Source organism: Streptomyces liliifuscus (assembly GCF_016598615.1).
GTDB classification, from domain to species: Bacteria; Actinomycetota; Actinomycetes; order Streptomycetales; family Streptomycetaceae; genus Streptomyces; species Streptomyces liliifuscus.
This window is the reverse complement of sequence record NZ_CP066831.1, coordinates 8757802-8783061: the sequence shown is the minus strand read 5'-3', so window position 1 is coordinate 8783061 and position 25260 is coordinate 8757802. Positions and strand designations below refer to the sequence as shown.

General features: G+C 70.7%; 26 protein-coding genes. 8 read left to right on the top strand and 18 right to left on the bottom strand.

Annotated elements, in window-relative coordinates; genetic code table 11:
- Nucleotides 1-28: 28 nt before the first annotated feature.
- The 3 genes from JEQ17_RS37890 to JEQ17_RS37880 all read right to left on the bottom strand — a co-directional run bounded on the left by JEQ17_RS37890 (nucleotide 29) and on the right by JEQ17_RS37880 (nucleotide 2811).
- Entirely contained in the window at nucleotides 29-754 is a 726-nt protein-coding gene (locus JEQ17_RS37890) for a methionine ABC transporter permease (RefSeq protein ID WP_200399457.1), read from the bottom strand.
- Complete coding sequence (locus JEQ17_RS37885) at nucleotides 751-1842, bottom strand: methionine ABC transporter ATP-binding protein (RefSeq protein WP_325176305.1); 1092 nt, start codon at nucleotides 1840-1842, stop codon at nucleotides 751-753. The genes JEQ17_RS37890 and JEQ17_RS37885 overlap by 4 nt, the downstream gene beginning before the upstream one ends.
- Nucleotides 1843-2163: 321 nt before the next feature.
- On the bottom strand, nucleotides 2164-2811 hold the full coding sequence (locus JEQ17_RS37880) for an HAD family hydrolase (protein WP_200399455.1): 648 nt from the start codon (nucleotides 2809-2811) through the stop codon (nucleotides 2164-2166).
- A gap of 69 nt (nucleotides 2812-2880) precedes the next feature.
- Here JEQ17_RS37880 and JEQ17_RS37875 point away from each other — a divergent pair, with 69 nt between their 5' ends.
- Both JEQ17_RS37875 and JEQ17_RS37870 read left to right on the top strand, forming a co-directional pair.
- Nucleotides 2881-3240, top strand: a complete 360-nt coding sequence (locus tag JEQ17_RS37875; RefSeq protein ID WP_200399454.1) for a hypothetical protein — start codon at nucleotides 2881-2883, stop codon at nucleotides 3238-3240.
- Between the two features lies 1 nt (nucleotide 3241).
- The gene (locus tag JEQ17_RS37870) at nucleotides 3242-3664 is read left to right on the top strand and encodes a hypothetical protein (RefSeq protein WP_200399453.1); all 423 of its coding nucleotides are present in this window, start codon (nucleotides 3242-3244) and stop codon (nucleotides 3662-3664) included.
- A gap of 86 nt (nucleotides 3665-3750) precedes the next feature.
- Here the strand turns inward: JEQ17_RS37870 and JEQ17_RS37865 are convergent, their stop codons facing one another.
- The 3 genes from JEQ17_RS37865 to JEQ17_RS37855 form a co-directional block, all read right to left on the bottom strand.
- Entirely contained in the window at nucleotides 3751-4254 is a 504-nt protein-coding gene (locus JEQ17_RS37865) for a GNAT family N-acetyltransferase (protein ID WP_200399452.1), read from the bottom strand.
- 46 nt (nucleotides 4255-4300) lie between these two features.
- Complete coding sequence (locus JEQ17_RS37860) at nucleotides 4301-4807, bottom strand: RNA polymerase sigma factor (protein WP_200399451.1); 507 nt, start codon at nucleotides 4805-4807, stop codon at nucleotides 4301-4303.
- A 106-nt stretch (nucleotides 4808-4913) separates the two neighbouring features.
- Complete coding sequence (locus JEQ17_RS37855) at nucleotides 4914-6083, bottom strand: glycerophosphodiester phosphodiesterase (RefSeq protein ID WP_200399450.1); 1170 nt, start codon at nucleotides 6081-6083, stop codon at nucleotides 4914-4916.
- A gap of 493 nt (nucleotides 6084-6576) precedes the next feature.
- Here JEQ17_RS37855 and JEQ17_RS37850 point away from each other — a divergent pair, with 493 nt between their 5' ends.
- Nucleotides 6577-7251 (top strand): lysophospholipid acyltransferase family protein, encoded by a 675-nt coding sequence (locus JEQ17_RS37850; RefSeq protein WP_200401932.1) that lies wholly within the window; start codon nucleotides 6577-6579, stop codon nucleotides 7249-7251.
- Nucleotides 7252-7380: 129 nt separating this feature from the next.
- Here JEQ17_RS37850 and JEQ17_RS37845 read toward each other — a convergent pair whose 3' ends face one another.
- The 12 genes from JEQ17_RS37845 to JEQ17_RS37790 all read right to left on the bottom strand — a co-directional run bounded on the left by JEQ17_RS37845 (nucleotide 7381) and on the right by JEQ17_RS37790 (nucleotide 20280).
- On the bottom strand, nucleotides 7381-8610 hold the full coding sequence (locus tag JEQ17_RS37845; protein ID WP_234048516.1) for a sensor histidine kinase: 1230 nt from the start codon (nucleotides 8608-8610) through the stop codon (nucleotides 7381-7383).
- Nucleotides 8607-9275: a response regulator transcription factor gene (locus tag JEQ17_RS37840; protein WP_200401930.1), complete on the bottom strand. Its 669-nt coding sequence runs from the start codon at nucleotides 9273-9275 to the stop codon at nucleotides 8607-8609. Before JEQ17_RS37840 ends, JEQ17_RS37845 begins: the two co-directional genes overlap by 4 nt.
- Nucleotides 9276-9364: 89 nt before the next feature.
- A complete protein-coding gene (locus JEQ17_RS37835; RefSeq protein ID WP_234048515.1) occupies nucleotides 9365-10066 on the bottom strand; it encodes a S1C family serine protease in 702 nt (233 codons plus the stop codon).
- Nucleotides 10067-10723: 657 nt separating this feature from the next.
- Complete coding sequence (locus JEQ17_RS37830) at nucleotides 10724-11674, bottom strand: VWA domain-containing protein (protein WP_200399449.1); 951 nt, start codon at nucleotides 11672-11674, stop codon at nucleotides 10724-10726.
- Nucleotides 11675-11777: 103 nt separating this feature from the next.
- The gene (locus tag JEQ17_RS37825; RefSeq protein ID WP_200399448.1) at nucleotides 11778-12701 is read right to left on the bottom strand and encodes a DUF58 domain-containing protein; all 924 of its coding nucleotides are present in this window, start codon (nucleotides 12699-12701) and stop codon (nucleotides 11778-11780) included.
- Nucleotides 12698-13768 (bottom strand): AAA family ATPase, encoded by a 1071-nt coding sequence (locus JEQ17_RS37820; protein WP_234048514.1) that lies wholly within the window; start codon nucleotides 13766-13768, stop codon nucleotides 12698-12700. Before JEQ17_RS37820 ends, JEQ17_RS37825 begins: the two co-directional genes overlap by 4 nt.
- Nucleotides 13765-14028: a hypothetical protein gene (locus tag JEQ17_RS37815; RefSeq protein ID WP_200399447.1), complete on the bottom strand. Its 264-nt coding sequence runs from the start codon at nucleotides 14026-14028 to the stop codon at nucleotides 13765-13767. Before JEQ17_RS37815 ends, JEQ17_RS37820 begins: the two co-directional genes overlap by 4 nt.
- A 183-nt stretch (nucleotides 14029-14211) precedes the next feature.
- Nucleotides 14212-15741, bottom strand: coding sequence for an MFS transporter (locus tag JEQ17_RS37810; protein WP_200399446.1), 1530 nt, complete (start codon nucleotides 15739-15741; stop codon nucleotides 14212-14214).
- The gene (locus JEQ17_RS37805) at nucleotides 15738-16289 is read right to left on the bottom strand and encodes a TetR/AcrR family transcriptional regulator (protein WP_200399445.1); all 552 of its coding nucleotides are present in this window, start codon (nucleotides 16287-16289) and stop codon (nucleotides 15738-15740) included. Before JEQ17_RS37805 ends, JEQ17_RS37810 begins: the two co-directional genes overlap by 4 nt.
- Before the next feature lie 83 nt (nucleotides 16290-16372).
- The gene (locus JEQ17_RS37800; protein ID WP_200399444.1) at nucleotides 16373-17344 is read right to left on the bottom strand and encodes an aldo/keto reductase; all 972 of its coding nucleotides are present in this window, start codon (nucleotides 17342-17344) and stop codon (nucleotides 16373-16375) included.
- Between the two features lie 192 nt (nucleotides 17345-17536).
- The gene (argH, locus tag JEQ17_RS37795) at nucleotides 17537-18970 is read right to left on the bottom strand and encodes an argininosuccinate lyase (protein WP_200399443.1); all 1434 of its coding nucleotides are present in this window, start codon (nucleotides 18968-18970) and stop codon (nucleotides 17537-17539) included.
- A 116-nt stretch (nucleotides 18971-19086) separates the two neighbouring features.
- Nucleotides 19087-20280 (bottom strand): argininosuccinate synthase, encoded by a 1194-nt coding sequence (locus tag JEQ17_RS37790; RefSeq protein ID WP_200399442.1) that lies wholly within the window; start codon nucleotides 20278-20280, stop codon nucleotides 19087-19089.
- Between the two features lie 188 nt (nucleotides 20281-20468).
- Between JEQ17_RS37790 and JEQ17_RS37785 the strand changes: the two genes are divergently transcribed.
- The 5 genes from JEQ17_RS37785 (at nucleotide 20469) to JEQ17_RS37765 (ending at nucleotide 25229) form a co-directional block, all read left to right on the top strand.
- Entirely contained in the window at nucleotides 20469-21332 is an 864-nt protein-coding gene (locus JEQ17_RS37785) for a hypothetical protein (protein ID WP_200399441.1), read from the top strand.
- A gap of 200 nt (nucleotides 21333-21532) precedes the next feature.
- On the top strand, nucleotides 21533-22120 hold the full coding sequence (locus tag JEQ17_RS37780; protein ID WP_200399440.1) for a pyridoxamine 5'-phosphate oxidase family protein: 588 nt from the start codon (nucleotides 21533-21535) through the stop codon (nucleotides 22118-22120).
- Nucleotides 22121-22122: 2 nt separating this feature from the next.
- Nucleotides 22123-22839, top strand: a complete 717-nt coding sequence (locus JEQ17_RS37775) for a L,D-transpeptidase family protein (RefSeq protein ID WP_200399439.1) — start codon at nucleotides 22123-22125, stop codon at nucleotides 22837-22839.
- 229 nt (nucleotides 22840-23068) lie between these two features.
- Nucleotides 23069-24397 carry a ferredoxin reductase family protein gene (locus JEQ17_RS37770; protein ID WP_200401927.1) on the top strand — a complete coding sequence of 443 codons (1329 nt, stop codon included), beginning with the start codon at nucleotides 23069-23071 and terminating at the stop codon, nucleotides 24395-24397.
- Nucleotides 24398-24416: 19 nt separating this feature from the next.
- Nucleotides 24417-25229 (top strand): FMN-binding protein, encoded by an 813-nt coding sequence (locus JEQ17_RS37765; protein ID WP_200399438.1) that lies wholly within the window; start codon nucleotides 24417-24419, stop codon nucleotides 25227-25229.
- The last annotated feature ends 31 nt before the right edge of the window (nucleotides 25230-25260 follow it).

Genomic DNA, 25260 nt, shown 5'->3' with positions numbered 1-25260 from the left:
AGGTGAGAGCGAGCGGGAGCCGTAGGCGTCAGACGGTCTTGCTGGTCGCGGTGGCGGCCTTCAGGAGCCTGAGCCTCGGGGCGGCGCCCGACTGGCCGCCCCGGCGGTGCAGCCCGCGGGCGGCGAAGTCCCCGGCGAACTGGATGAGGGAGATGACCACGGCGAGGATGCCGACGGTGATCCACATCAGTTCGGTCTCGAAGCGCTGGTAGCCGTAGCGGATGGCGATGTCACCGAGGCCGCCCGCGCCGACCGTGCCCGCCATCGCCGAGTAGCCGATGAGCGCGACGATCGTCGTGGTGGTGCTGGAGATCAGCGAGGGCAGCGATTCGGGGACGAGCACCTTGCGGACGACGGTCCAGGTGTTGCCGCCCATCGACTGCACGGCCTCCACGAGTCCGCCGTCCACTTCGCGGACCGCCGTCTCGACGAGGCGCGCGAAGAAGGGGATCGCGCCGATCGCGAGCGGCACGATGGCGGCCTCGCGGCCGATCGTCGTGCCGGTGATCGAGCGGGTGAAGCCCATCAGCGCGACCATCAGGATGATGAACGGCATCGAGCGGGCGATGTTCACGACCTGCCCGATGACCTTGTTCAGCACGGTGTTCTGCAGCAGGCCGCCCCGGTCCGTGAGGACCAGCAGGACGCCCAGCGGCAGACCGCCGACGACGGCGATGAGTGTCGACCAGCCGACCATGTAGAGGGTGTCCCAACAGGCCTGCTCCAGCAGCGGCTGCATCTCCGACCAGGTCACTTGGCACCTTCCTTCACCAGCACGGGCGCCTGGCCCTGGACGTCGATCTGCAGACCCTGCTCGCGCAGGAAGCCGATCGGCACGACGTTCTCCTCGTAGCGGCCGGGCAGTTCGATGCGCATCCGGCCGACCTGCTTGCCGCCGACGGTGTCCATCGCGGCACCCAGGATCGAGATGTCGATGTTGTACGTACGGGACAGCTGCGAGATGACCGGCTGGGTCGCGGCGTCACCGTGGAAGGTGACGTCGATGACCGTGCGGTCGTCGGCGGAGGCGTCGCCGCTCACCGGGAAGAGCGCGGCGGCCAGCTCGGAGCCGGGGGTCGCGAGCAGCTCGCTGACGGTGCCGGACTCGACGATCTTCCCGTTCTCCATGAGGGCGGCCGAGTCGCAGATGCTCTTGACGACGTCCATCTCGTGCGTGATGAGCAGGACGGTCAGGCCCAGCTGCCGGTTCAGGTCGCGCAGCAGCTGGAGGATGGAGCGGGTGGTCTCGGGGTCGAGCGCGCTGGTCGCCTCGTCGGAGAGGAGCACCTTCGGGTCGCCGGCCAGGGCGCGGGCGATGCCGACGCGCTGCTTCTGGCCGCCGGAGAGCTGGGCCGGGTAGGACCTGGCCTTGTCGGAGAGGCCGACGAGGTCCAGCAGTTCCAGTGCCTTGCGGGAACGTTCCTTCCCTGACACGCCAAGGATTTCCAGCGGCAGCTCGACATTGTCCTGGACCGTCCGCGAGGACAGCAGGTTGAAGTGCTGGAACACCATGCCGATGTGGCTGCGCGCCTTCCGCAGCTCCCGGCCCGCACGCGGGCCCCGGCCGGCCAGGGCCGTGAGGTCCTGTCCGGCGACGGTCACGGTGCCGGCGGTGGGGCGCTCCAGGAGGTTGACGCAGCGGATGAGGGAGGACTTGCCGGCGCCGGACTGTCCGATGACGCCGTACACCTCGCCTTCGCGGACGTGCAGATCGACGCCGTCCAGGGCGGTGACCTCACGGCCGCGCGAGCGGTAGACCTTCTTCAGGCCTGTTGTCGTGATCACTGGGGTTTCCGTCACTGTCGAGTGCAGGGCGTGGGTGTGCGCCGGGCACGGGTGCATTCGGTCCGAACGCGGCACGGTCGTTCTCGCGGTGGCGATGAAAGCCGGGCTTCGGCAGAACTGCGTGCGCGGGGCAGGCTCAGTCGCGTACGAAAGGGTCGTACGGGCAGACCTGAGCGGTCTCGCTTCGGGGCGCGAGGCTCTGGGTGGTGCGGGGGCCCTCTAGAAGGCGCACATTCGACACATACAGCGAGCACCGGGCGTCATGGTCGCCTCGGTCGCAAGGATGCGGCTGCTCGTCGTGGTCATGAGAAAAGTAAAGCAGACGTATGCGCGGAACCGGGAACCGCTGTCCGCATCGCGGACAGCGGTGGACACTCCTCAGTCGCCGACGGAGATCTCCACTCCCGCGTCCGTGACCAGCGCCGACACGGCCGAGAGGTCACCGACGACGATGTCCGCGTGCAGCTCTGCGGCCTGGTGTGTTGTGGTCAATGCCACGGTGGTCATCCCGGCGGAGCGGCCGGCCTGCAGACCCGCGGGCGCGTCCTCGAAGACGACACAGCGGGCCGGGTCCACGCCGAGCCGGCGGGCGGCGAGCAGGAACGGCTCGGGGTCGGGCTTGCCGCGCGTGATGTCGTCGGCGGCGATCAGGGTCTTGGGCCGGATACCGGCCTCGTCGAGGCGGGCCTCGGCCAGCCGCCGGGTCGCGGAGGTGACGACGGCCCAGCGGTCGGCGGGCACGGAGTCGAGCAGTGCCATGGTCCCAGGCAGGAGCTGGACACCGCCCTCGACGTCCTCGACCTCCAGCTGCTCGATACGCACGACGGCCTCGGCGACCCGGTCGGCGGGCAGCAGGTCGGCGGCTATCTCGGCGGCGGGGCGGCCGTGCAGCTCGACCCGGGCGAACTCCTCGGGGGTGATCCCGTACTCCTCGGCCCAGCGGGTCCAGCAGCGGTACACCGACTCGAGGGACGAGACGAGCGTTCCGTCGTTGTCGAACAGCAGGGCATCGGCTTGGATCTTCATGCTCTCGACCCTACGGGGCACCCCGGGGGCGATCGCATCGGGCCTTTTGGCCCGTAATAGGGTCGCGGCATGCTTGTTGCCCTGACGGTCGCGACCGCCGTCGCCGCGCTCGCGCTCGCCGCCTGGTGCGGCTGGGCCGCCTATCGCGACCAGCCCACCAAGGACTGGCACTTCATCGGCATGGCCGTGGTGACACTGCTCACGCTCGTCCAGCTCGTGGTGGGCATCGTCCAGCTGGCCCGCGGCGAGAAGCCGGAACAGGGCACGACGATCTTCGTGGCGTACCTCGTCGGTTCCTTCGCGTGCATCCCGGCGGCCGGCTTCATGTCGCTGGCGGAGCGCACCCGCTGGGGTTCGATCACGGTCGCGGCCGGCGGTGTGGTCCTCGCCGTGCTTCAGGTGCGGCTCTACGACATCTGGGGAGGCTGAGATGGCGGCGACCGAGAAGCAGCGGGGCCGGACGCGGCTCATCGGCGGTCCGGGCATCCTGCTGGTCTGGCTGTACGGCGTGATGGTCGTCGGCGCCGTGTCGCGCTCCGCCGTGCAGATCGCGACGGAGTTCGACAAGGCGCCGCTCGCCTATTCGCTGTCCGCGGTGGCCGGTCTGGTCTACGGCTTCATCACGTACTCGCTCGTCCGCGGCGGCGAAACGGCCCGCAAGGCGGCGCTGGTGTGCTGCGCCGCCGAACTCGCGGGCGTCCTGACCGTGGGCACCTGGACCCTGGCCGACCCCTCGGCCTTCCCCGACGCCACAGTCTGGTCGGACTACGGCATGGGTTACTTGTTCATCCCGGTCTTGCTCCCGGTAACGGCAATGTTCTGGCTCCGCCGCAGCAGGACCGCGACTCAATAGGCGTGCGTCAGGTCCGGCGCGCCCCTTTTTAGGGGCGCGGGGAACTGCGCGACCAGCCTCGGCGCGCCCGCAGACGAAAGACAGACCTACGCACTGGCGACAAAGGCACTGGTCGACGACCCCTTCGCAAGGGTCACCAGGCTCAGCCGCTCATCCACCCGCTCCGTGGAAACGAGCTGATACCCGTGCTTGCGGTACAACCGCAGATTGTGCTCACTGCGATGCCCCGTGAAGAGCTGGAAGCTCTTCGCACCCGCGTCCGCGGCCACCCGCGACTCGATCGCGTCGAGCAACCGCCCGCCCAGACCGTGCCGCCGCATCCGAGGATGGACGATCAGCTTGTTGATGCGGGCCGTGCCATCCGCATCCACAGCCGCACGCACCGAGGCCACCACCTCGTCGCCCAGCCGGGCCACCAGGACCGTGCCGCCCGCGAGCTCCGCCTTGAGGGAGTCGAGCGGCTGGGTGAGGGGCTCGATGCTGTAGTCGCCGTACAGCTCGGCCTCGCTCTGGTAGCAGAGGAACTGCAGTTTGAGGATCTGTTCGGCGTCCTTTTCGGTCGCCGCCGAGATGGTCACGCTCATGCCCATGTGTGCATGCCTCCCGCTCACCTGTTCCGCCGGTTGTCCCTCACTCCTATCCCCGTGGTTCGTGCGCCGCAACCTCCGACGTAAGCATTCGGCGCAGACATCCCAGGCATCTGGAACGTTCCGGACCGAGACTGCCCTGTGAGATACCCAACTCCCCCGCGATCTCCCGGTATGTGAGGTCCTGCGGGGACAGCAGCGCGGCCATGAGGCGCGGACAGCGGCCCGGCAGTTTGCGTACGGCGGAGTGCAGGGCCCGGCGCCGGGCGGCGGTGAGCGCGAGCTGTTCCGGGCCGGGCCGGCTGTCGTCGGCGGGCTCGGACGCGTACGGCAGCTCGATGCTCGCGGTGTGCCGGGTGCGGCGCGCCTCGGAGCGGACGGCGCCGCGCAGCCAGGCGGCCGGGTCTGCGGGCGGGCCGTCCGTGCCGAGGTGTTCCAGGAGGCGCACCCAGACGGCCTGTTCCAGGTCGCCGGGCTCCGCGCCCGAGGCATATGCCTCAGCGGAGGCCTCGGCGGCGAGCAGTGGACGCAGGGTGTCGAGCATGTCGTGGGTCATATGCGGCACGACGCGGCCGCCCCGGCACGAGGTTGCCGGGGCGGCCGTCTGTCACCCCAACCGGGGCCGGGGGCTCAGCTGTTGACGAGCGCGGAGCCTGTGGGACTCAGCGCTTCAGGAAGTCCTCGCGGGCGAGGACACCGGTGTCGGGGTTGTCGGTGAAGACCCCGTCGATACCGGTCGCGAAGTACGTCCGGAAGGCGCCGAAGACGTCCCCGTAGCCGTCCGCGTCGGTGCCCTTGCGGAAGTTCGCGGGCAGGAAGGGGTTCTCGTTGCGCATCGTGTACGGGTGCAGGATCAGGCCCTCGGCGTGCGCGTCCCGGACCAGGGTGGTCGGGGTGGTGAGGTTGCCGCTCGCGTCCTTCGGGATGATCAGGTCCAGGGTCGGGCCGATGCCCTGCGCGTAGGAGGCGATCTGCTTCAGGCCCGCGGGCTTGACCAGGTCGGCGACCGTACGCGGGTCGCCCGTCTCCACGAAGTCCCAGGGCCGGGTGTTGGCGGCCGACAGGAGCACGACCAGGGGGTTGCCGACCAGCTTGTTCAGGCGCTGGATGCTGGTCGGTTCGAAGGACTGGAGGATGACGGGCGAGTTCTTCTTGTCCAGGCCGTGCCTGCGCAGCACCTTGGCGACCCGCTCCTCCAGGCCGAGGCCCAGCTTGCGGAAGTAGGTGGGGTGCTTGAGCTCGGGGTAGATCCAGACCTGCTTGCCGCGCTTGCGGCTCTGCTCCTCGCGCCAGCGCAGCACCTCCTCGAAGGTGGGGATCTCCCAGCGGCCGTCGTAGAGCGTGTTGTGCGGGCGGTTGGCCGGGATGCGCTCCTTGGCGCGGAGCGTCTTCAGCTCGGCGAGCGTGAAGTCCTCGGTGAACCAGCCGGTGGTGGACACCCCGTCGAGAAGCTTGGTGGTCTTGCGGCTCGCGAACTCGGGGTGCGCGGAGACGTCCGTCGTACCGCCGATCTCCGGCTCGTGGCGGCAGACGAGGTGGCCGTCCTTGGTGGGCACCAGGTCGCCCGCCTCGACGACGTGCGCACCCATGTCGAGGGCCAGCTGGTACGAGCCGAGCGTGTGCTCCGGCCGGTAGCCGCTGGCCCCGCGGTGTCCGATGATCGTCGGCTTCGGCAGGCTCTTGTAGCCACCGCCGCCGTGCTTCTCGTCGGCTCTCGCCGTGGCCGGTACCCCGAGGACCGCTCCGCCGGCGCCGAGGACCGCGGCCCCGAGCAGCGCGCGCCGTCCCGGGCCGGTCCCGTTCAGTCCCTCGTTCGACTCCTGCGTCCCCATGTGCGCTCCTCCGCATACTGCCCTGCACCTGTCAAAGCGGGACGATCGTAGGTGCGCGGGGGTGACGGAGGGGAGACCTTGGACGGAACACGCGGGTGACGCTGGATGTCTTGTGGGGTGCGGGAGTTGACCGGGGGCTGACGGGGTTCGATGGGGGCGCGTCCAGTGCCCTGGACTGACTTGCCCTCAGACGCCGGACCGGCCGGGTGGGTGGAGGCGGGCGGGGTGGGTACCCGCGCCTCGTAGGGGCACGGGGAACCGCGCCCGTCAGCCACACCCACCCGGTGCCCGGCCTCCCAGAAGGCCTAACCGGTGCGGACTTCGTCACACCGTGTCGTACGGATGACAGCCGTGCGACGGGGCGCCACCGCAGGTAAACAAGGGTCAACAGTGCGTATCCACTCGGTGAACCCGATGTGCAAGACCCGGGGGCCCGCGAGTATCGTCCTCACCTGCACAGACTTATACCGATCCCTTGACACCGGAGGGCACGTTGTCCCGCTTCGCGCTCATCAAGGCAGTGCTCGGACCGATCATGCGCCTGATGTTCCGCCCACGGGTGGAGGGTGCGGAGCGCATCCCGGGCACGGGCCCGGTCATCCTGGCCGGCAACCACCTCACGTTCATCGACTCGATGATCATGCCGCTCTTCTGCGACCGGCAGGTCTTCTTCATCGGCAAGGACGAGTACGTCACCGGGAAGGGCGTCAAGGGCCGTCTGATGGCCTGGTTCTTCACGGGCTGCGGCATGATCCCGGTCGACCGCGACGGCGGCCGCGGCGGTGTCGCGGCGCTGATGACCGGCCGACGCGTGCTGGAGGAGGGCAAGGTCTTCAGCATCTATCCCGAGGGCACCCGCTCCCCCGACGGCCGGCTCTACCGGGGCCGCACCGGCATCGCCCGGCTGGCGATGATGACCGGCGCGCCCGTCGTGCCGTTCGCCATCATCGGCACGGACAAGATCCAGCCCGGCGGTGCGGGGTTTCCGCGGCCCGGCCGCGTGACTGTTCGGTTCGGTGAGGCGATGGAGTTCTCTCGGTACGAGGGCATGGACCGGGACCGGTATGTGCTGCGGGCCGTGACCGACTCGGTGATGGCTGAGGTCATGCGGTTGTCGGGGCAGGAGTATGTGGACATGTACGCCACGAAGGCCAAGGAAGCGGCTTAGCTCCGCTGGTTTTTTGGGGCTCCGGGGTGGGGGCTCTGGGTTGTGGGGCGCTGCGGGTTCGTTGGGGCTTGTCGCGCAGTTCCCCGCGCCCCTGTCGGGGCGCCGGCCGACGCGCCCCTTGAGGGCGCCTCAGCTGGGCTGTTCGTCCGGTGGCGTTGTGTTTGTGTGGTCGGCTCCTGGGGACGGGAACCAGAGGACGAAGGTCGAGCCTTCGCCGAGTCTTGAGAAGAGGCGGATCTGGCCGCCGTGGGACTCGACTATCTGGCGGACGATCGCGAGGCCCAGGCCCGCGTGACGGTCGCGGCCGCCGCCGTTGCCCTTCGCTCGCCAGAAGCGGTCGAAGACCCGGGTCTGGTCGTCGTCGAGGATGCCGGGGCCCTCGTCCTGGACCGACGCCCAGAGCCAGCCGTCCACCCGGCCCGCGGCGACCGTGATGCCGGTGCCCGGCGGCGAGAGCCGTACGGCGTTGGAGAGCAGGTTGCCGATCGCTCTGCGCAGCGCGTCGTGGTCGCCGATGACCGTCAGGCCCGTGGTGAGACGCCGGTGCAGTACGAGCCCGCGCTCGGCGGCGAGCGGCGCGAACTCCTCGCAGGCCTCACCCGCGGCCGCGGCCAGATCGACGTCCGCGTCGGCCAGCGCGGGTGCCGTACGGCGGGCGGTGGCCAGCAGGTCCTCGACCAGGCGGGTCATACGGGTCGTGGCGCGGTCCACGCTTCGCACGGCCGCCCTGCGCTCGGCCTCCTCGGACTCCTCCGCCGTCAGCACCGCGTCCAGGTTGGCCCGGATGATCGCGAGCGGGCTGCGCAGTTCGTGTGAGGCGTCGTCGATGAGCTGGCGCTGGGCGCGGAAGGCCTCGTCGAGGCGGTCGAGCATGGAGTCGACGGTGTCGGCGAGGTCGCGGAGCTCGTCCTTGGGCCCGTCGAGACGGATGCGCTGCGAGAGGTCGGTCGCCTGGATCTCGGCGGCCGTACGGGAGATGGAGCGTACGGGACGCAGGGCGCGGCCGGAGAGGATCCAGCCGATGGCGAGACTGGTGACGGCGAGTCCGCCGAGTACGGCGAAGGAGAAGCGGCGCAGGTTGGCGAGGGTCTCGTAGTTGACGGCGGCCTCGACCTCCTGGACCTTCACCACCGGGATCTCGCCGACGTACTCGTCGTTCACGTACTTCGACGCCGAGAACTGCTTGCTGACGGGGTGCGCCTCGCCGCTGCGCTCGACCGCGAGGTACGTCCCGCCGAGGACGAGTGCGGTGAGGACGAAGAGAAGGCCGGAGTAGAGCACGGTGAGACGGAAGCGGATGGTGTGGGTGAACGCCGGGAGGCGGAGCCTGGCCCTGACGATCCGCAGCGCGCCGATCATCGTGTCTCCTTGAGGCGGTACCCCTGCCTGATCACCGTCTCGATGAGCGGTTCCTCTTCTCCGGTGATCTTCCGGCGCAGTGAACCGACCGTGACCCGCACGGTGTTGGTGAACGGGTCGGCGTGTTCGTCCCAGACGTGTTCGAGGAGCTCCTCCGCCGGTACGACACGTCCCGGGCGGGTCATCAGGTAGTGCAGGACGCCGAACTCCTTGGGTGTGAGCTGGAGCGGGCGTGCGCCGCGGAAGGCCTCGAAGCGGGCGGTGTCCAGGCGGAGTTCGCCGACCTCGACGACCGCGGTTCCGCCGTCCTCGCGACGGAGCAACGCCCGTATGCGGGCCAGGAGTTCGGGCAGCGCGAACGGCTTCACCAGGTAGTCGTCGGCGCCCTCGTCGAGGCCCCGGACCCGGTCGGCGAGACGGTCGCGGGCGGTGAGCATCAGGATGCGGGGACCACCGGGCGTGGCCCGGACGGCACGGCAGACCGAAAAGCCGTCGCCGTCGGGCAGGTTGAGGTCCAACAGCACCAGGTCGTAGTCGTTCACGGCCAGCTTCTCCGTGGCCGTGTCGACATCGGGCGCGATGTCCACGGCATAACCGGCCCGCACCAGCCCGACCTTGAGCGCCACGACGAGATCTTCCTCGTCCTCGACGACCAGCAGCCTCACCTGCCCCACCCGCCTTCCAACGCCGAGCCAAGTCGCGCCCCTCCAGGAGCGCGGGGAACTGCGCGACGAGCCACGACGAACCCGCAGCTTCAATCAATGATCGCCCGCGCGGCGGCCCGCGCATCCGCCACCGGAATGGCGAACCCGATCCCTATCGAACCGCCCCGCTGCTGATCCAACGTGGCGATGGCCGTGTTGATGCCGATCACACGACCGTCCGCATCGACGAGCGGACCACCGGAGTTCCCCGGATTGATCGACGCGTCGGTCTGCAGGGCCCGTCGCCGCTCACCGCCCTCACCGAGCCGCACGGACCGGTCGAGCGCGCTGACGATGCCCGAGGTGACCGTGCCGCTGAGGCCGAGCGGGGAGCCGATGGCGAGGACCGTGTCGCCCACGCCGGGCTTGGCCTGCGCCCCGGCGGCCAGTTCGGCGGCGCGCAGACCACGGGCGGTCTCCGGTTCCAGGACGGCCACGTCGCTCGCGGGGTCGTCACCGAGCACCTCCGCACGGAGCCGGCGCCCGTCCTGGAGCTCGATCGACACCTCCGAACTCCCCGCCACCACATGCGCGTTGGTGAGTATCCGGCCGCGCTCGTCGAACACGAACCCGGAGCCCTGTCCCTCCGCCGTCTCGATCGACACGACACTCGGCAGCACGCGCGCGGCGACCGCTTCGAGCCCCGTGACGTCCGGCCCGGCCGCCGCCGCGGCGGGCTCCTCGTCGCCGACGGCTCCGGCCGCGTATCCCGCAGCCCCGCCCGCGAGGACGGCGGCGAGGACCGCGGCCACGAGGGGGCTGACCTTGCGGGGAGACCGGGGAGGCGGGGCCGGAGGGGGCTGCGGGGTCGGGGCCGCGTACGGGCTCGGGTACGACGTCTCCGGCGGCACGGGCGGGCCGAATCCCGAGGGGGGCCGACCGGGCAGGAAGGAGGGGCCGCGCGGCTCACCCAGGCCCGGGTAGGGGGTGTGGGGCCGCCCGCTCCGGTACGGGTCGCCGGGCTCCGCCTCGGCCCGATGGTCCTCCGCCCTGGGGCCGTTGGGGCCCAGGGGGCCGGGCGGACGGGGTGGTCCGGTGGGGCGTGACGGGCCCAGCGGGCGGGTCGGGCTGGGGTGAGCCGGGGGCCCCGCGCGGCCGGGGAGGCCCGTGCCGCCCGGAAGACTCGGTCGGTCCGGCACGCCTGAATGATCCGGGAGAACCGGCTGATCCGGAAGCCCCGGCTGGTCCGGGAGAGCCGGGCGCTCCGGGAGAGCCGGGTGCTCCGGGATGCCCGTGCCGCGCGGTGGTCCCGGGTGAGGCGGAGGGTCCGGGTGGCCCTGGAATCGGTCGTACGACACGGTCGTTCCTCCTTGGTCGCGGAACCCTGGCCCCGAGGGGCCGGGCGCGGAACCCGGTGGTGCCGGAAGCCGGATGCCGGAGCGGGGCGCCGGAAGCCGGAGGGTTGCGGATCAGGGGAGTCGGGAGAACCAGAGCAGTGAGGTGGCCGCGGTGGCGAGGGCCGTGAGGAGGCCGGCCGCGACGAACCACTGCCAGATCTCGCGTTCCTCGGTGCGGTGCCCGACGGAGCTGCCGATGTCCTCGTACACCTCCTGGAGTTCTTCGCCCGTCGCGGCCTCGTGGAAGTCGCCGCCGGTGCTGGAGGCGAGGCCCCGCAGGGCGGGACCGTCGACCGGGACGCTCACCGTGTCGCCGGACGGCAGGTCAATGGTCCCGCTTTCCGTGCCGTACGCGATGGTCGAGACCGGGATTTTGTCGCCGGCCGCCTCCTGGGCCGCCGACTCGACGGACCGGCCCGTGGTGTTGGAGCCGTCGGACAGCAGCACGATGTGCGCGGGCGGCGGCTTGGTCTCGGCCTCCCGGTCGAGCATGCGGACGGCGTCACGCGCGGCCACGACGGCCTCGCCGATCGCCGTGCCCTCGCCGGTGGTGAGCCGTTCGATGGCCGAGCGCAGGGCGCCGCGGTCGGTGGTCGGCGGGACCGCGACCGTGGCGGATCCGCTGAACGGTACGAGTCCCGCGTTGAAGCGCTCGGGCAGCCGGTCGACGAAGGCGAGCGCGGCACGCTGGGCGGCCTCGAAGCGCGTCGGCTCGACGTCGGTGGCCTCCATGGACGCCGACACGTCGAACGCCACCACGATCGTGGCCCGCTCACGCGGCACCTGCACCTCCGTGGTCGGCCGGGCGAAGCCCACGACGAGCAGCGCGAGCGTGCCGCAGAAGGCGGCCGCCGGGACATGGCGGCGCCAGCCGGGCCGTCGGGGCGCGACCTTGTCCAGCAGTTCCAGGTTGGTGAAGCGGACCGCGTACCGGCCGCGCCTGCGCTGCACCAGAAGGTAGGCGCCGATCAGCAGGGCGAGCGGCACCAGGAGCAGCAGCCAGCCGGGCGAGTGAAGACTCACGGCACCTCCAGCGGACTCATGGCCCCCTCCGGGGGATGCGGGCGTACGGGGAACGGGGTGACGGACTCCGGGGCGACGACGGACACCGGTGCGAAGGGCTTGTTCACGCGGCACCGCCTCCCGACCGGCGCCGCTGCTCCTCGACATGGCGTACGACGTCGCGCACCCAGTCGCGGTCCGTACGCAGTCGGAGGTGGGCCGCGCCGGCCCGGCGGATGCACGCCTTGATCAACGCCCGCTGTTCCAGGGCCGCTTCGGCGTACCGCTCACGCAACCGCCGTGAGTGGGTGGGGATTTCGCGCCTGATGCCGGTCTCCGGATCGACGACGTTGAGCAACCCCACTGCGGGCAGCTCCAGTTCACGGGGGTCGACGGTCTCGACGGCCAGGATCTGGTGGCGGTGGGCGATCGTTCGAAGGGGTTGCTCCCAGCCGGTCTCCAGGAAGTCGGAGACGACGGCGACCAGGCCGCTGCCGGGGAGTGTGCGCAGCGAACGCAGGGCGTCGGCCAGGGAGTGCCGGGCGTCCGCGGACCCGCCCGCCGCCACCCGGGGCCGGTCCAGGGCGGCCCGCAGGATCGTGAGGAGGTGGTGGCGTCCGGTGCGGGGCGGAATCCGCTGGATGCCGTCCGGTCCGGTGATCTGCGCGCCGAGCCGGTTCCCGGCCCGTTCGGTGAGGAAGGCGACGGCCGCCGCCGCGCCGACGGCCAGGTCGCGTTTCTCCATCCTCGCCGTGCCGAAGTCCATGCTCGCGGACGCGTCGAGCACGATCCAGGTGGTCAGTTCGCGGTCGGCGAGGGTGAGCCGGACGTGCGGGACGGTGGTGCGCGCGGTGGCGTTCCAGTCCATTCGGCGTACGTCGTCGCCGATGACGTACGGCCTGGTCTCGGACACCTCTGTGCCGGGTCCCGGTACGAGGCCGGGGTGGTCGCCCTGGAGGAGGCCGTCGGGGCGGCGTGTGAAGAGCAACTCCAGGTGTTTGAGGGCCTGTTCGGGGGTGAGTTCGCTGAGGGTCGGGGTGCCGCTCATGCCGCTTCGCCCTCCGTTCCCCCCTCTGTTCGTCCCTCTGCACGGCCTTCTGTGCTGCCTTCCGTTCGCCCCTGGGGGCGCGTGGCGGCCTGGCGCGGGGTGATGCGTGGCTGCTCCACGGCGGCCAGTACCTCGTCGACGATCTCGGCGCCGGTGATCCCGTCGGCGAGCGCGTCGAAGGACAGCACGAGCCGGTGGGCGACGACCTCGTGGGCCAGGTCGTGCACGTCCTCGGGGAGGACGTAGCCACGGCCGCGCAGCAGCGCGAGCGCGCGGGCGGCGGCGACCAGGCCCAGCGTGGCGCGCGGGCCGGCTCCGTGCGCCAACCGGCTGCCGGGGCCCGCGAGTTCACGGGTCGAGACGACCAGTCGTACGGCGTACTCGGCGACCGCGTGGTGCACGAACACCTTGTCGGCGGTGCGCTGGAGCGCGATGAGCCGCTCGGGGGTGAGGACGGGGCGCGCCCTGGGCGGGTCGACACTCATGCGGTAGAGGATCGCGAGTTCCTCGGACTCGCTGGGGACGGCGACGTCGACCTTGAGCAGGAAGCGGTCGCGCTGGGCTTCGGGGAGTTGGTAGACGCCCTCGGACTCGATGGGGTTCTGGGTGGCGAGTACGAGGAACGGCTGGGGGACGGGGATGGTGGTACCGCCGATGGAGACCTGGTGCTCACCCATCACTTCGAGAAGCGCGGACTGCACCTTGGCGGGGGCGCGGTTGATCTCGTCGGCGAGGACGAAGTTGGCGACGACCGGGCCGGGTTCGACGCTGAACGTCTCCTGGGACGGGCGGTAGATCCGGGTGCCGGTGATGTCGGACGGGACGAGGTCGGGGGTGAACTGCAGCCGGGCGAAGCGTCCGCCGGCCACCTGCGCGAGGGTCTTCGCGGCGAGTGTCTTGGCGACGCCCGGGACGCCCTGGAGCAGGCAGTGGCCCCGGGCCAGGACCGCGGTGAACATCCGCTCCACCATGCGGTCCTGGCCCACGATCACTCGCTTGACCTCGAAGAGCGCCTCTTCGAGGAGCTTCCCGTCCGTGGTGTCGCCACGTGGGTCGGCGGTGGTCACAGCGCTGCCGCGGGGTTGCTCGGATCCTCGGAGGGGGTGCCGCTGGAGCCGTCCTTGTCGGGGCAGTCCTCGCGGGTCCAGGTGCGGGTTCCGCTGTCGGCCGCTCCGCCCTCGGTCGTGCCTTCCTCGACGACGAAGCGGACCGTTTCGCGTGGGGCCTCGTCGCCGTCTGCGGCGAGGGCGACGCCGCCGGCCGCCAGGGCCGCGGTGGCCAGCGCGGTGACGACGAGGATCTTTCGGTTACGGATATGACGGGTCATGGTCGGTGGCTCCTTCGGCCGTGTGGGACGACGTCCGGTACGGAGCCAAGACCATCAGGTGAGGGCGAAAACGAGCTTAAAGGGCACCGCTGCCTGCGGGTTTGTGGGCCGGGGGTTGTATGTCGGCTGCGGGTGCGTTGTGGCTTGTCGCGCAGTTCCCCGCGCCCCTTGCAGGCGCCCCTCCTATTCCCCGTCACCCAGCTTCTGACCGCGCAGCAGTACCCATGCCGCCACCGATGCCGCCAGGAGTACCGCTGCGCCGAGGCCCGCCGCCAGGGCGATGCCGTCGACGAAGGCCGTGCGGGCGGCGTCGAGGAGGGGCTCGGCGTCGGGCAGGTCGGCGGATGCCTCGACCGCCCCGCCGAGGGACTCGTGGGCCGCGGCGGCCACCTCGGGGGGTGTGCCCGGTGGGGCCGTGAACCCGGCGTAGACGCCGGTGACGATGGAACCGAGCAGGGCGATACCGAGGGCCGCGCCGAGTTCGTACGCCGTCTCGGAGACCGCGGACGCGGCGCCCGCCTGCTCCTTGGGCACGCTGGAGAGGATCACGTCGGCGGTCACGGTGAAGGAGAAGCCCGCGCCCACGCCGACGACCAGCAGGGCCCCGCCGAGGAGCGGATACCCGGTCGACTCGCTGAGCAGGGTCAGCGAGCCAAGGGCGAGTCCGATCGCGGCCAGCCCGCCGGCGGTGACGGCACGCACCGAATACCGGCGCGCGACCGTGCCCGCGACCAGGCCCGCCGCCACCGCGCCGATCGCGGCGGGCAGTTCGGCAAGGCCCGCCTCCAACGGCCCCCTGCCCTGCACCAGTTGCAGGAACTGCGAGAGGAAGAAGACCAGCCCGGACAGGCCGAGGATGGTCAGCAGATCGGCGAGCACGGCCCCGGAGAAGCCGCGGTTGCGGAACAGCCGCATGTCCAACAGCGGGATGGGAAGCGTGAGTTGACGGCGTACGAATCCGTAGAGCGCGACCGCGCCGAGCAGGGCAGCGGCGCCCGCCGTGGCGTTCGGGCCGTGCGAGGCGGCCTCCTTGATCCCGTACACGATGCCGACCATGCCGATGAGCGACAGCACGACGCTCATCAGGTCCCAGGGGCCGGGCTCGGGGTTGCGGGACTCGGGCAGCAGCTTCACGCCGACGAGGACGAGGACCGCCATCACGGGGAGGTTGATCAGGAAGACGGAGCCCCACCAGAAGTGTTCGAGGAGGAATCCGCCGACGACCGGACCGACCGCCGTACCGGCCGAGGCTGTGGCGCCCCAGATGCCGATGGCGAGGCTGCGCTCGCGCGGGTCGTGGAAGAGGTTGCGGATGAGCGCGAGGGTGGCGGGCATCAGGGTCGCGCCCGCGACACCGAGCAGTGCCCGCGCCACGATCATCAACTCGGGAGTGCTCGCATAGGCGTTGAGCACGGAGACGAGACCGAACGCGACCGAGCCGACGAGCAGCAGCTTCTTGCGCCCGATGCGGTCACCGAGGCTGCCCATCGACACGAGCAGGCCGGCGATGACGAACGAGTAGACGTCTCCGATCCACAACAGCTGCGTACCGGAAGGCTGGAGGTCCTCGCTGATGTAGGGGGTCGCGAGACCGAGAACGGTCGCGTCGACGGCCACCAGCAGCACGGCGAGGACGAGGACGGCGAGCGCGAGCCAGCGGCCCGGACGCTTCTCCGTCTCCGCCTCGAACGCCGGCCGCACCGTGCTGGTCATGATTCCTCTCTCCTTAGTGCGCCGCCGAGCAACAGCTCGACGATCATGTGGTGGAAGTCGTTGGCGGCCACCCGTCCCTCGGCCACTGCCCACGCCCCGGAGGCGATGAGCCCGTAGAGGGCTTCGGTGAGCCAGGCCGGGGTGAGGTCGATGCGGAACTCGCCGCTCTCCTGGCCGCGTCGGAACACCGCGGCGATCCGCGTGTCGAGCCGGGCCCAGCCCTCGTGCCGCTCCTCGCCCTCGAACAGCTGGTTCTCGGAGTAGAGGAAGGCGAGCAGCCCGGCGGCGCTCTCGATCTCGCCCACCAGACGGCGTACGGCCTCCCGGGCGGTGTCCTCGTCAAGCCGCGCAGCGTCCAGCGCCGCCTCGCACTCCCGGATCCCGAGATCCTCCAGCGCCCGCACGAGGGCGTCGCGCCCGGCGAACTGGCGGTGCAGCGTGGCCCGGCTGATCCCGGCCGCCTTGGCGACCTCGTCCATGGTGGCGGTGGATTTCCGGGTGAGCAGGGCGGCTGCGCTGCGCAGCACGAGGTCACGGTCGATGGCCATGAGACAACCATAACCCATATGAGACATCAATGTCTCACCCGAAGCGCACGACGCTCACCGCTGGTGGGTCCATCTGCGAAAACTCAGTGCCAGGGCAGTTGCCCGCGACGCTCCCAGTACGCCACCGGCTCCTCGGTCAGCGCGTCGAGCCGGGCCTGCTGCTCGTCGTCGAGATCGACCACGGCGGCGTGCAGGTTCGAGGAGAGCTGGACTGCCGTGGCCGCACCGGAGAGCACGACGCCCGCCCAGGGCTGCCGCAGGACGAGCGCCAGGGCGACCGCGTCGGAACCGAGGCCGGCCTCCTCGGCGATGGCGCGTACCGCGTCCGGCGCGTGCGGGTCGGCGAGCCGGCCGTTGGCCATGCCCTCCTTGACGATCACCGTGAGCCCGGCGTCGTGCGCCTCGGCGAGCGCGGGGCCCGCGGAGGTCTCCAGGACGTTGTAGGTGGCCTGGACGGTACGGAACAGCGGCTCGCCGTCGACCGTCACGGCGAGCGCGGTGCGGATCGCGTCGGCCTGGGCGGGGCCACTGGTGGAGAAGCCGACGGTCAGGCCCTGTGCCGCCGCCTCGGCCAGCCTGGCGTGCAGTTCCTTGTCGGTGAGGGCCGGGCTGTCCGGGGTCACGGAGTGGATCTGGTAGAGGTCGAGCCGGTCACCGAGCAGCTCAGCGCTCTCGGCGCGCTGCCTCTCGTACGTGGCGAGACTGTGGTCCTTGATCTCGTGCGCCTCGGCGTCGGTGCGCCAGTCGGCCGTATAGGTGTAGCCCCACTTGCTGCCGACGACGACGTCCCCGATGTCGGACCGTGTGTTCAGCCACCCGGCGAGGAACTCCTCCGAGCGGCCGTACGAGCGGGCGGCGTCGAAGTAGCGCACGCCCTGGGCGTAGGCGGCGTCGAGGAGTTCGTGCGTGCGGGTGCGGAGCGTCTCGACGCTCCGGTTCTCTCCGAGGTCGGTGTCCCGGCCGAGGTTGATGTAGCCGGGGCGGCCGACTGCGGCGAGGCCCAGTCCGATGTGGCAGGTGGGGGTCGTTGCTGTGGCCAGTCGGGCGAAGGGCATCGCGGGCTCCGTTTGGTCGGCTCCAGTACGGCTGTCCGACCAACGTAACCCGCGATGACCTTCGGTGAGGGCAGGGCGCCCAAGAGCTCGGGATGCACGGCCCTTCGGCGAGTGCGGCGCCGTTGTGGCTGGTCGTGCCCCGCGGCGGAGCCGCAAATGTCACAGCCCTGCGCCCCTGAAGGGGCGCTCCCTCTACCGCTTGTCCTTGGCCGTGGCCCACTCGTGCTGGGCCGCCACGTTCGCCTTCACCTCTGTCAGCTGGATCGCGACCGCGCTCGGGGCAGTGCCTCCCCTGCCGTTGCGGGAGGCCAGGGCGCCCGGCACGTTCAGGACTGACCGGACCTCGGGTGTGAGGTGGGCGGAGATCTTCGCGAACTGCTCGTCGGTGAGGCCGTCGAGTTCGATGCCGTCGGCCTCCGCGGCCTTGACGCACTCCCCCGCGACCTCGTGTGCGACACGGAACGGCACGCCCTGCTTGACCAGCCACTCGGCGATGTCGGTGGCGAGCGAGAAGCCGGCCGGGGCCAGCTCCTCCATGCGCTCGCGGTGGACGGTGAGGGTCGCCATCATGCCGGTGAAGGCGGGCAGCAGGACCTCCAACTGGTCGCAGGAGTCGAAGACCGGCTCCTTGTCCTCCTGGAGGTCGCGGTTGTAGGCGAGGGGCAGCGCCTTGAGCGTCGCCATCAGACCGGTGAGGTTGCCGATGAGCCGGCCCGACTTGCCGCGCGCCAGCTCCGCGATGTCCGGGTTCTTCTTCTGCGGCATGATCGACGAGCCGGTGGAGAAGGCGTCATGGAGGGTGACGAAGGAGAACTCCTTCGTGTTCCAGATGATGACCTCCTCCGCGATCCGGGAGAGGTTCACCCCGATCATCGCGGTGATGAAGGCGAACTCGGCGACGAAGTCACGCGAGGCCGTGCCGTCGATGGAGTTGCCGACGCTGCCGTTCTCGAAGCCGAGGTCCTTGGCGACCGACTCCGGGTCGAGGCCGAGGGAGGAACCGGCCAGGGCACCCGAGCCGTACGGCGACACGGCCGTCCGCTCGTCCCACTGCCGCAGGCGCTCGGCGTCCCGGGACAGGGACTGGGCGTGCGCCAGCACATGGTGGGCGAACAGTACGGGCTGGGCGTGCTGCAGATGCGTACGGCCCGGCATCGCGACGTCCGGGTGCGCCTCGGCGAGCCCGATCAGCGCGTCCTGGAGGTCGGCGATCAGGCCGCCGATGATGCGTGCGTGGTCGCGCAGGTACATCCGGAAGAGCGTGGCGACCTGGTCGTTGCGCGAGCGGCCGGCGCGCAGCTTGCCACCGAGGTCCGGGCCGAGCTGCTCCAGGAGGCCGCGCTCCAGGGCGGTGTGGACGTCCTCGTCGGCGACGGTGCCGACGAAGGAGCCGTCCGCGACGACCGCCTCCAGCCGGTCGAGCCCCGCGAGCATGCGCTCCAGCTCGTCGTCGGTGAGGAGGTTCGCCTTGTGCAGCACGCGCGCGTGGGCACGCGATCCGGCGATGTCGTACGGCGCCAGCCGCCAGTCGAAGTGGACGGACGCGGACAGCTTGGCCAGAGCCTCGGCGGGCCCGTCGGCGAACCGCCCACCCCAGAGCCGTACATCACCGCTGTTGCTGCTCACTTGCTGTGCTCCTCAAGACTGTTGAGTACGGGCCGAGCCCCTTCAGGGGCGCGGGGAACTGCGCGACCAGCCCACCACAACCCGCACGTGGTTACGCACCGGACTCCGCGAAACGCCTACGCGAGGTCCCTCTTCGCCGCGATCTTCGAAGACAGCGCGAAGATGTCGATGAACCCCTGCGCCTTCGACTGGTCGAACGTATCGCCCGAGTCGTACGTCGCGAGGTTGAAGTCGTACAGCGACTCCTCGGACTTCCGCCCCGTGACGACGGCACGACCCCCGTGCAGGGTCATCCGGATGTCCCCGGAGACATGCTGGTTGGCCTCGTCGATGAAGCCGTCCAGGGCGCGCTTGAGCGGGGAGAACCACAGGCCGTCGTAGACCAGCTCGCCCCAGCGCTGCTCGACCTGCCGCTTGTAGCGGGCGAGTTCACGCTCGACGGTGACGTTCTCCAGCTCCTGGTGGGCCGTGATCAGGGCGATCGCACCGGGAGCCTCGTACACCTCACGGGACTTGATGCCCACGAGCCGGTCCTCGACCATGTCGATGCGGCCGATGCCCTGGGCACCCGCGCGGGCGTTGAGCTGCTGGATGGCCTGGAGGACGCTGACGGGCCTGCCGTCGACGGCGACCGGGACGCCCGCCTTGAAGGTGACGACCACCTCGTCGGGCTCGCGCGGCAGCGCCGGGTTCTGCGTGTACTCGTAGACGTCCTCGATCGGGGCGTTCCAGATGTCCTCCAGGAAGCCCGTCTCGACGGCGCGTCCGAAGACGTTCTGGTCGATGGAGTACGGCGACTTCTTGGTGGTGGCGATCGGCAGGCCCTTCTCCTCGCAGAAGGCGATCGCCTTGTCCCTGGTCATCGCGTAGTCACGGACCGGGGCGATGCACTTGAGGTCGGGGCCGAGGGCCTGGATGCCGGCCTCGAACCGCACCTGGTCGTTGCCCTTGCCGGTGCAGCCGTGGGCGACGACGCCCGCGCCGTGCTTGTGGGCGGCGGCGACGAGGTGCTTGACGATCGTCGGGCGGGAGAGGGCGGAGACCAGCGGGTAGCGGTCCATGTAGAGGGCGTTGGCCTTGATCGCCGGGAGGCAGTACTCCTCGGCGAACTCGTCCTTCGCGTCCGCGACCTCGGCCTCGACGGCGCCGCACGCGAGGGCGCGCTTGCGGATGACGTCCAGGTCCTCGCCGCCCTGGCCGACGTCGACCGCGACGGCGATGACCTCGGCGCCCGTCTCCTCGGCGATCCAGCCGATGGCGACGGAGGTGTCCAATCCGCCTGAGTAGGCGAGTACGACGCGCTCGGTCACGGGCTTCTCCTCACACTGCATTCACTGACATGCATGAGTATGCAGTGCTCTGCATGATTCGTCAATCTGGGGTGTGCCGGAAAGTAATTTCGGAGTCGTTTGAACGCGGGAAACCGCTTTCCCGTACTCCACCCCGAACGCCGGCGCCGCGTTTGTAAACCCACTCCTGACCCAAGTGAGGCACTCGCATGTCCAGGGCTCTTCCGAAGTACAACAAGCGCCGGGTGGCCATCATCGGCGGCGTGGCCGCGGTGGCGTTGTCCGGAGCGGTCATCGCCGGATCGGCCTTGGCCGGGGAAACATCCAAGAGCGGCAACAGCCAGGCCGCCAGAACAAAGGCGTCCCCCGGCACCGTGAGCTGCCCCGCGGTCGCGCCGAGCCTGCCCGCGATCCCCGCCTCCGCCAAGGCCGAGGTCGACCGCAACCTGGCCCTGCTCGACACCCAGATCGCCGAGGCCAACAAGCGCCTCGTCGACACCGTCGGCCAGGGCGGCCCCAACTTCGCCCAGAACGCGATCGTCGGCCCCCTCAAGGACAAGCGCGTCGCGACCATCAACCGCATCGCCACCGCCATCGGCCGCACCGCCGCCAAGCCCCAGGGCCTCGACTCCCTCGCCGCCTGCACGCTGAACGCGGGCGCGGCTGCCGGAGGCGGTGCCGCGGCGTCGCCGAGCGCGTCCCCCACCCAGCAGGCGGGCGGCAACACCGGGAACGCCGGAAACACGGGCAATACGGGGAACACCGGCAACACGAACGCGGCCGGCACCGTGAACTGCCCCGCCGTCGCGCCGAGCCTGCCCGCGATCCCCGCCTCCGCCAAGGCCGAGGTCGACCGCAACCTGGCCCTGCTCGACACCCAGATCGCCGAGGCCAACAAGCGCCTCGTCGACACCGTCGGCCAGGGCGGCCCCAACTTCGCCCAGAACGCGATCGTCGGCCCCCTCAAGGACAAGCGCGTCGCGACCATCAACCGCATCGCCACCGCCATCGGCCGCACCGCCGCCAAGCCCCAGGGCCTCGACTCCCTCGCCGCCTGCACGCTCAACAAGTAGTCACCGAATCACCGACGTCCCCCCACGGGCGCCCCGCACGCCGGCCGGGGCGACCCCGGGGCCCGGGGGCCGCAACGGCCCCACGGGCCCCGGGGATCTCCGGGCGCGACCCGGAGACCACGCCGCCCGCCGTACCCCCACACGCGCGGGCGGCACAATTCGTTAGACAAGCGAAGGAGTTGCGACCATAATCGTTAGACATGGGAAAGACTTATGAGCGCATAGACGGCCGCCTGCGTACCTTCATCGAGGCGCAGCCCATCTTCTTCACCGCGACCGCGCCCCTGTCGGGCGACGGCACGGTCAACCTCTCGCCCAAGGGCCTCACCGGTTCGTTCGTGGTTCTCGACGAACTCACCGTCGCCTATCTGGACTTCGCCGGCAGCAACGCCGAGACGATCGCCCACCTCCGGGAGAACGGCCGGATCACCCTGATGTGGTGCGCCTTCCAGGGCCCGCCGAACATCGTCCGCGTACACGGCCGTGGCGAGCCGGTCTTCCGCGACGACCCGCGCTTCAAGGAACTCCTCTCCCACTTCCCGGGCATCGACCCGACACCGCACGGCCTGCGCGCGGTCATCGTGGTGACGGCCGAACTCGTCCGGGACACCTGCGGCTACGCGGTGCCCACCATGTCGTACGACGAGGACCGCGATCTGCACGCCAAGCGCTTCGCGCGGGAGGACGACGTCTCGCTGAACGCGTACTTCGAGAAGAAGGAGCACGTGGGGACCAGCCTGGATGGCCTACCCGGGCTGCCGCTGCCGCTGCCTCCCAGTAGCGTCTGAGCATGCGCCCAGGAGTCGCCCTTCTCGCGTCCGTGTCCCTCTTCGTACTGGCCCCAAGTGCCCCCGGTACGGCCGGTGACGCCGCCGGCCGGGCACCACTGCCCGAGCGGATGGCGGACACGGGCGGCGGCAGCCAGCTCATCACCGCGCAGGCCTCCCGGACCTCCTCGACGACCGGCACGGTCATCTGGTGGAACCGGCGGGACGGGCGCTGGGTGAAGGCCGGTTCCGTGCCCGCGCGCTTCGGCGCCAAGGGGCTCGTCGAGGGCAACTCCCGCAAGCAGGGCACCGACACCACCCCCACCGGCCTGTACGACCTGCCGTACGCCTTCGGCATCAAGCCGGCGCCCGAAGGGACGAAGGCGAAGTACCGACCGGTGAGGCAGAACTCCTGGTGGTGCCAGGACACCGCCTCCCGCTCCTACAACCGCTGGACCGAGCCGCGCCCCGCCGACTGCCGTGCCACCGAGTCCGAGCACCTGATCACGTACGGGACGCAGTACGCGTACGCGCTCGTCGTCGGCTTCAACTACGAGCGGCCGGTGCGGGGGCGCGGCGCGGGGATCTTCCTGCATGTCAACGGGAGCGGCGCGACGGCCGGTTGTGTCTCCGTGTCCCACGACGCGATGCGACGCATCCTGACCTGGGCCGATCCGGCGCGCAGCCCGCACATCGCCATCGGGACGGACGGCGGGCCCACCTCGATCGTCCGCTACTGAACTCCACACCGGTCTGCACACCGACTTCCGCACGACGGTCCACCGAGGAGACCCGCGTCACCTCGGGTTACCGCGAGTCGCACCAGTTCACGGCTTGCTCCGCGGGCCGTTGAACACTCCGCCGTCCCGGGACGTACCACTGGGCCAAGGGGCCACTCCCCTTCCCAGCGTCCCCCACGGAGGAACCGTGAGCACGATCGCCGGCGGTCGCGCAGCGCGGCGCCAGACGATGCGCCGTATCCGACCTCGCCGCTCCCCCGCCATCCCGTTGCTGATCGCCGTGTGGGCGGGTGCGGCGGGCGTGATCTGGCTGTGGTGGAGCAACACCCCGTCCATCGCGGACGACAAGGGCCGGATCCTGAACGCGGGCCGGATCACCGGTCTGCTGGCCGGGTATCTGATGGCTCTCGTGGTCCTGCAGATGGCCCGGGTGCCGGCGCTGGAACGCCGGGTCGGCTCCGACCGGGTCGCCCGCTGGCACGCCATGAGCGGCCGCTACATGCTCTGCCTCACGCTCGCCCACATCGGTCTGACGATGTACGGCTACGCCCTGCAGGCGAACACGGGGGTCGTCGACCAGACCATCGAGTCGGTCAAGACCCTGCCCGACATGGGCAAGGCGGCCATCGGCACGGGTGTGCTGCTGTTCATCGGCCTGATCTCCGTCGGCGGACTGCGCAAGCGGATCCCGTACGACACCTGGTACCACATCCACCTGCTCACGTACGTGGCCGTGTACCTGTCGTTCTGGCACCAGCTGTCCACCGGCAACGACTTCGCGGTCGAGCCCGCCGCCACGACGGCCTGGTACGCGCTGTACGGGACCGTGACCGCGCTGGTGATCTGGTACCGGGTGATCACGCCGATCCGGCTGAACCTGCGGCACCGGATGCGGGTCGAGGAGGTCGTCGAGGAGGCGCCCGGCATCGTCTCCGTCCTGATCAGCGGGAAGCGGCTGCACCGCATCGGCGCCGAGCCGGGGCAGTTCTTCCGCTGGCGGTTCCTGGCACCGGGCATGCGGCTCAGTTCGCACCCGTACTCGCTGTCGGCGGCGCCCAGGCCCGGTCTGCTGAGGATCACGGTCAAGGCGCTCGGCGACCACAGCACCGCGCTGAAGGGGCTCAAGCGGGGCACGCGGGTGTGGGCCGAGGGCCCGTACGGCGCGATGACCGCGTCCCGGCGCAGCCGCGGCAAGGTGCTGCTGATGGCCGGCGGAGTGGGGATCACCCCGATGCGGGCGCTGTTCGAGACGCTGCCGGCCGAGCGCGGCGACCTCACTCTGCTGTACCGGGCCAACAGCACGCAGGACCTGGCGCTGTGGGACGAGTTGTCGGCGATCGCCGACGAGCGCGGCGCCCGCCTGATGTACGCCGTGAACAGCCCCGACGGGGAGCGCCCGGACATCAATCCGGAGACGCTGCGCCGGAAGCTGCCCGACATCGACGAGCACGACGTGTTCCTGTGCGGGCCTCCCGGCTTCGCCGAGGGCGCGTACACCGCACTGCGCGGCGCGGGCGTACCGGCCCGCCGCATCCACCACGAGTCCTTCGAGCTGTGACGAACGGGAGTCCGCACCGATGAAGAAGAGCCACCCCCTGCGACGAATCGTGCTGGCCGGTGCCGCCACGGTGTCCGGGATCGTGCTGCTGCTGACGCTGAAGCCCTCCTCGGACCCGGCGGCCGCGTCGGCCGAGGGCACGCCACAAGGGCAGCAGTCGGTCGCGCCCCAGGGATCCGGAGGCGTGCAGGCCGCGGGCAACGGTGACCAGACCCTCACCGGTGACGTCGTCAAGACCGAGTACGGCAATGTCCAGGTCCGGGTCACCATGAGCGGCGGGAAGATCACCTCGGCCGCCGCCGTCCAGGCACCCAGCGGCGGGCGCAGTACCGAGGTCAGCACCAACTCGGTGCCCAAGCTCAACCAGGCGGCGATCCAGGCGGGCAGCGCCGACATCGACGCGGTCTCGGGTGCCACCTACACGAGCGGCGGCTACAAGAAGTCCCTGCAGTCGGCCCTCGACAAGGCGGGCTCGTCCGCGGCGACCGGCGGTGGCTCGGGCGGCGGAGGCGGCTCGGCCGACGCGAGCGGGTCCACCGGCGGCGGGGGTGCCGCCCAGGCGAAGACCCTCACGGGCACGGCCGTCGAGACCGACTACGGCCCCGTGCAGGTCCGGATCACCGTCACCGGCGGGAAGATCACCAAGGCCGAGGCGGTGCAGTCGCCCAGCGGCGGACGCAGCAGCCAGATCAGCGGTGACGCGGTGCCCAAGCTCAACCAGGCCGCGGTCGCGGCGGGCAGCGCCGACATCGACGCCGTGTCCGGCGCCACGTACACCAGCGGCGGCTACAAGGAGTCCCTGCAGTCGGCCCTGGACCAGGCCGGTGGCTGAACCGACCGAGCCGGCCGATCTGGCCGAACCC